At 36.1% G+C, this 5,390-nt stretch carries 6 protein-coding genes; 1 reads left to right on the forward strand and 5 read right to left on the reverse strand.

What is annotated here, in order from left to right:
* From paaA to AB8B65_RS01555, 4 genes are all read right to left on the reverse strand, one after another.
* Positions 1-705, reverse strand: a 705-nt coding sequence (gene paaA, locus AB8B65_RS01540) for a 1,2-phenylacetyl-CoA epoxidase subunit PaaA (protein ID WP_405299033.1), incomplete at its 3' end; no start/stop codon positions are given.
* Between the two features lie 345 nt (positions 706-1,050).
* Positions 1,051-2,124, reverse strand: coding sequence for a 1,2-phenylacetyl-CoA epoxidase subunit PaaE (paaE, locus tag AB8B65_RS01545; protein ID WP_405299034.1), 1,074 nt, complete (start codon positions 2,122-2,124; stop codon positions 1,051-1,053).
* Positions 2,125-2,272: 148 nt separating this feature from the next.
* Positions 2,273-2,449 carry a hypothetical protein gene (locus AB8B65_RS01550; protein ID WP_405299035.1) on the reverse strand — a complete coding sequence of 59 codons (177 nt, stop codon included), beginning with the start codon at positions 2,447-2,449 and terminating at the stop codon, positions 2,273-2,275.
* Between the two features lie 119 nt (positions 2,450-2,568).
* On the reverse strand, positions 2,569-3,147 hold the full coding sequence (locus AB8B65_RS01555; protein WP_405299036.1) for a TetR/AcrR family transcriptional regulator: 579 nt from the start codon (positions 3,145-3,147) through the stop codon (positions 2,569-2,571).
* A 111-nt stretch (positions 3,148-3,258) separates the two neighbouring features.
* Here AB8B65_RS01555 and AB8B65_RS01560 point away from each other — a divergent pair, with 111 nt between their 5' ends.
* On the forward strand, positions 3,259-4,998 hold the full coding sequence (locus AB8B65_RS01560; protein ID WP_405299037.1) for an aromatic amino acid hydroxylase: 1,740 nt from the start codon (positions 3,259-3,261) through the stop codon (positions 4,996-4,998).
* 62 nt (positions 4,999-5,060) lie between these two features.
* Here AB8B65_RS01560 and AB8B65_RS01565 read toward each other — a convergent pair whose 3' ends face one another.
* Positions 5,061-5,258 (reverse strand): hypothetical protein, encoded by a 198-nt coding sequence (locus AB8B65_RS01565; protein ID WP_405299038.1) that lies wholly within the window; start codon positions 5,256-5,258, stop codon positions 5,061-5,063.
* Between the last annotated feature and the right edge of the window lie 132 nt (positions 5,259-5,390).

The raw sequence follows: 5,390 nt of genomic DNA on the forward strand, positions 1-5,390 counted from the left end.
AGTTTGGTCAATGAATTGTTGACGTAATTCATCGTTTGTTTTACGCTTTAGTTTCCATTTCATTGATTGTTCTGTATGCACAGATTCTGAATCTACTGGACCTAACATCATTAATGATGGCCACCACCAACGATTTAATGCGTCTTGTGCCATTTGTTTTTGTGCTTCTGTCCCGTTACATAAAGACATCATGATTTCAAACCCTTGACGTTGGTGAAAACTTTCTTCTTTACATACACGAATCATTGCTCTTGCATACGGTCCGTACGATGTGTTACATAAAGGTACTTGATTGATTATGGCAGCGCCATCAACCAACCAGCCAATTGCTCCCATATCTGCCCAAGTTACTGTTGGGTAATTGAAGATACTGGAGTATTTTGCTTTTCCTGAGTGTAATTGATCGTATAATTCGTCGCGAGAGATTCCTAGAGTTTCGCAAGCGCTGTATAAGTATAATCCGTGACCAGCTTCGTCTTGCACTTTGGCTAGTAAAGCTACTTTTCTACGGAGTGAAGGTGCTCTGGTAATCCAGTTTCCTTCTGGCAACATTCCTACAATTTCAGAGTGTGCGTGCTGCGATATTTGTCGGATGTGTGTTTTCCTGTATTTTTCAGGCATCCAATCTTTTGGTTCAATCTTTTCGTCATTTGCGATGCGCTTCTCAAAGATTTCTTCTAAGTTTTTTAATTGTGCTTCACTCATAGTTATGAATTTTAAATTAAAAATGCTAAATGGAAGTTTTTGAAGTTTCTATTTAGACTTTTTTCCTTTTTCTATTTTCTTGTGTGATACTGAATCAAGTTCAGTATGACGTTTTATTTTTAGTTTCCACTTTCGTGGGGATTTCAATTTTTATTGGGTTTCCGATTTCTCTGAGATTCCCGATTTCGTTGGATTCCCGATTTCTCGGGAACTTGGCGTTAGGGATTGAGGTTTTGTTGAAGCTCTTTTGGAAATGGATTCCTGCCTACGCAGGAATGACAGTTTTCAAAAAGCGACTACCGAAAGCCCGACCACCTTTTCGGTGGGAACGCCCAAATTATTTTGTTATACATCAAAGTCGACCACCACTTTTTCTGTGGTAGGAACAGCTTGACACGAAAGTACCAATCCGCTCGCGAGTTCATCTTCCAGCAACGCATAGTTGACTTTCATTTCTACAGAACCTTCTACAATTCTACATTTACAAGTACTGCAAACACCGCCTTTACAGGCGAAAGGCAAATCGGCACCAGCGGCTAATGCACCATCGAGAATGTTGTCATATTCATCTTCCATGATGAAGTGAAATTCTTTTCCACCATCAACAATTGTGACATCAGTTCCATCGACTTTTTGCTCTAATATTTCAGCAATGTGTGCATTTGATGCTTTGGTATCGCCCGAGAAAAATAGTTCGTAATGAATGTTTTCTTTTGGCAATCCTGCAGCTTCTAATTCGTCTCTGATGAGAAAGATCATTTCTTCTGGTCCACAGATAAAACAATCGGCCGTATCATTGATGTCGATAAACGTTTTTGTGAGTGTTTGAATTTTTTCTGGCGTGAAACGTCCATTTAAAAATTCGATATCTCGTTTTTCTTTTGTTAAGAAATAGAAGGTGTTAAATCGCTGTAAGTATTTGTTTTTCAACTGTTCTATCTCTTCTTTAAAGATAATAGATTTTACTGTACGATTCAAGTAAAATAGTTTAAACGTACTTTCTGGTTCTAATTCTAGGTGCGTTTTTATGATGGAAAGCATTGGTGTGATTCCGCTTCCTGCTGCAAATGCAATGTAGTTTTTGTTTCCTTTCGGATCTACTTCTACGAAGAAATTTCCTGCTGGCGGCATCAACTCAAGTGTGTCACCTGCTTTTAATTCTGTATTTGCGTAGGTTGAAAATATACCACCTGGAATTTGCTTTACGGCAACTTTCCATTCGTTGTCAACTGGACTTGAACATAGTGAGTACGATCTACGAATGTCTTCTTCGTTTATTATTTTGCGTAGTGTTAAGTACTGCCCTTGTTTGTATTGAAATTCTTCTTGAAGATTTTCTGGAATATTGAAGGTGATTACAGTACAGTCTGAAGTTTCTTTGTGTACTTCAGCTACTTGGATTTCATGAAACTTTGCCATGCAATTTTTTAGTTGTTTTCTACAAAACTAACAATTGTTAGTTTGACTTGCAACTAATTTTTTGTTAAATATTACAAGTCAATAGCTTACATATAGAAAAAGAGCACTTTTTAGGCGCTCTTTTGTAGTTTTAAGTTCTAAATTTAAGTCAACATCGACCACATGTTTGTCCTTCACAGGTTACTCCTTCACATGTTAGACATGTTTCTTCTTGTAAGCAAGTGTTACTTCCTGGCGGCACTGGAGGTCCACCTGCGACTACTGCATTTAGGTTTGAGATCATACTTTTTTTCAATCTCAACCTGTTGATAGATTTTTTTTTCATTATGGTAGGTTTAAAATTAATCTATCTTAAAGATAAAGAAGATAAAACCTAGTCATAAAAGGTTTTACAGTAGTTATTGTAATGCGAATAGTATTTTTAGAATTATTTTTTTAATTATCTTATAAAGTTACACCTGTTAGTAATACTTGACTGAGTTTGCCTAGTAAATTTTCTTTGATAATTTCTTCCTTCTTAGGAATCCAAAGATAGAGTGAACGCAACGTAGAAAGAATAGAAAATAGTATGATTTCGATATTGACAGCTTTGAGTTCGCCTTTATCAATTCCTTCCTGTAAGATTTGACGAAAGCTTTGCTCATAATTTCTACGTAGTTGTAAGTAGTAGTCTAATTTTTCTTCCAAATGCATCCAATCATTATTCATTGTTGCCATTTTAGAAGGATTCTCCATCGTAATTTGCACATGCAACTTGATGATTTGTTCTAGTTTTTGAATGCTAGTTGTATTTTTTTCTTCAACAATTTCAGCCATTCCTTCTGTAAATTGTTCTCCAATTTGAATGATGATATCTGAAAGTATTTGCTGCTTGGATTGAATGTGATTGTATAAACTAGCTGCTTTTATTCCCATGGCTTGGGCAATGTCGCGCATGGTTACAGCACTGTATCCCTTTTTCTTGAAAAGCATTTCTGCTGTACGTACAATTTCCTCTTTTCGAGATTCAGTTTTTTGTGCCATGATGTTGCCCTTATAAGTTTGTGAAGATACATATTTTATAAAATACGTTGAATTTCTACTTTTTATTGCATTGCTATTTTATGATTTAATAGCTTTGTGAAAATTTGCCCGATGAATCAGAATATTGAAACGAATCCTTTGCTAGATAAACTTCCACCACATTTACAGCAATATATTAAACCACAGAATTATGACGATTATACAGCTATAAATCAAGCAGTTTGGCGTTATGTGATGCGAAAGAGTGTTTCGTATTTGACTACAGTGGCGCACGATTCGTATTTGGATGGTTTGCAAAAGACAGGAATTTCTATTGATGCTATTCCGAGTATGTATGGAATGAATCGGATTTTGAAAGCGATTGGCTGGGCAGCCGTTGCTGTTGATGGTTTTATTCCGCCAAATGCATTTATGGAGTTTCAAGCATATAAAGTGTTGGTGATTGCAAGTGATATTCGTCAATTAGAACATATTTCATATACACCTGCTCCCGATATTATTCATGAAGCAGCCGGACATGCGCCAATTATTGCAAACCCAGATTATGCGGAATATTTGCGTCGTTTTGGAGAAGTTGGAGCGAAAGCAATTTTATCTTCACATGATAATGATATGTATGAAGCGGTTCGGAAACTTTCTATTGTAAAAGAAGCTGTTGGAAGTAGTGAAACTGAAATTGAAGCTGCTGAAGCACGTGTGAATGAATTGCAAGCTAAGAAAGTAGAATTGTCAGAAATGGCAATGATCCGAAATTTACATTGGTGGACTGTTGAATATGGTATGATTGGTACTGTAGAAGATCCGAAGATTTATGGTGCAGGCTTGCTTTCTTCTATTGGTGAAAGTAAATGGTGTATGACCGATAAAGTGAAAAAACTTCCGTATTCAGTGGATGCTGCGTATCAAGAGTTTGATATTACAAAACCACAACCGCAATTGTATGTAACACCTGATTTTTCCTATTTAATGCAAGTTTTGGAAGAGTTCGCATCTACAATGGCGTTGCGTAAAGGTGGTTTTAGAGGTTTGCGAAAGCTGATAGCATCCAAAAAGATTGGAACGATTGAGTTGAGTACTGGCTTACAAGTTTCTGGCGTTTTTACTGAAATGATTATGAATGAAGATAATGAAGTTGTCTTTTTCAGAACAGAAGGACCAACCGCATTATCGAATCGTGAGAAAGAGTTGATTGGTCATGGCGTTACAATGCATCCGCACGGTTTTAGTTCGCCCTTAGGCAAATTGAAAGGCATTAATTTAGCGATTGAAGATATGAGTCCTCGCGATTTGAAAGCCTATAGTTTTTATGATGGCGAACGCATTGCTTTTGAGTATGAAAGTGGTATTAAAGTAGAAGGATTGAACGTAACGGGAATTCGTAATATTTACGGAAAGTTGATTTTGATTCAATTCACAGATTGCACGATTACGTATAAAGATCGTGTGTTGTTTAAACCCGAATATGGCACGTTTGATTTGGCTTTGGGTAAAAAGATTGTTTCTGCTTATGCTGGAGCTGCGGATTATAATTCGTTTGACTTTATGCATTTTAAATCGGAAACGTTAACTGTACAAGTTCCGAAGTCGAAAAAAGACCAAGATTTGGAGCGTTTATATTCACTAGTACGCGATTTTAGAACCGAAAAAGGTACTTCTATTTCTTTAGAAATTATTTTTGAGACACTTACTAAGCAGCATCCGCAAGATTGGTTGTTATTGATAGAATTGTATGAATTGGCGAATAATCAAACCGAAATACAAAGACAAATTTTACAACGTTTGCAAACTATGCAAATAGAGCGCCCAGAAATTGCACAATTGATTAAAGATGGTGTTGATTTAGTGGAGTAGACATTTAAACAAAAAAAGTGAACCGAAGTCCACTTTTTAAAATTCTGTTATCTTATATCGATTTAACACGCACAATACGAGAAAAATGTTTGACAACCTGTTGCATTTGTATTACAATCTACACCTGCTGAATCTGGTTCTGGACATATAATTACACTTTCGTATCTACATGTTCCGCTTCCTCCTACAGATGCAAAACTCTTTAGATTAGAGATCGATTTTTTTCTTAATTGTAAACTTTTTAAACTTTGCTTTTTCATAATTTCTTTTTTTTTAATTTCTTGGACAATTACAATCTGTTACTGTAACATCACACCAACATGAACCTGCTAACCCTGTACATAATGCAGATCTATTTCCTCCTTTTACGGCTGAATTGTCCAAATTAGAGA

The organism is Kordia sp. (assembly GCF_045105435.1).
Taxonomy (GTDB): Bacteria; Bacteroidota; Bacteroidia; order Flavobacteriales; family Flavobacteriaceae; genus Kordia.

Coding starts and splice junctions, on each gene's coding strand:
- paaE (WP_405299034.1), bottom strand. CDS start 2,124: ATGGCAAAGTTTCATGAAATCCAAGTAGCTGAAGTACACAAAGAAACT.
- AB8B65_RS01550 (WP_405299035.1), bottom strand. CDS start 2,449: ATGAAAAAAAAATCTATCAACAGGTTGAGATTGAAAAAAAGTATGATC.
- AB8B65_RS01555 (WP_405299036.1), bottom strand. CDS start 3,147: ATGGCACAAAAAACTGAATCTCGAAAAGAGGAAATTGTACGTACAGCA.
- AB8B65_RS01560 (WP_405299037.1), top strand. CDS start 3,259: ATGAATCAGAATATTGAAACGAATCCTTTGCTAGATAAACTTCCACCA.
- AB8B65_RS01565 (WP_405299038.1), bottom strand. CDS start 5,258: ATGAAAAAGCAAAGTTTAAAAAGTTTACAATTAAGAAAAAAATCGATC.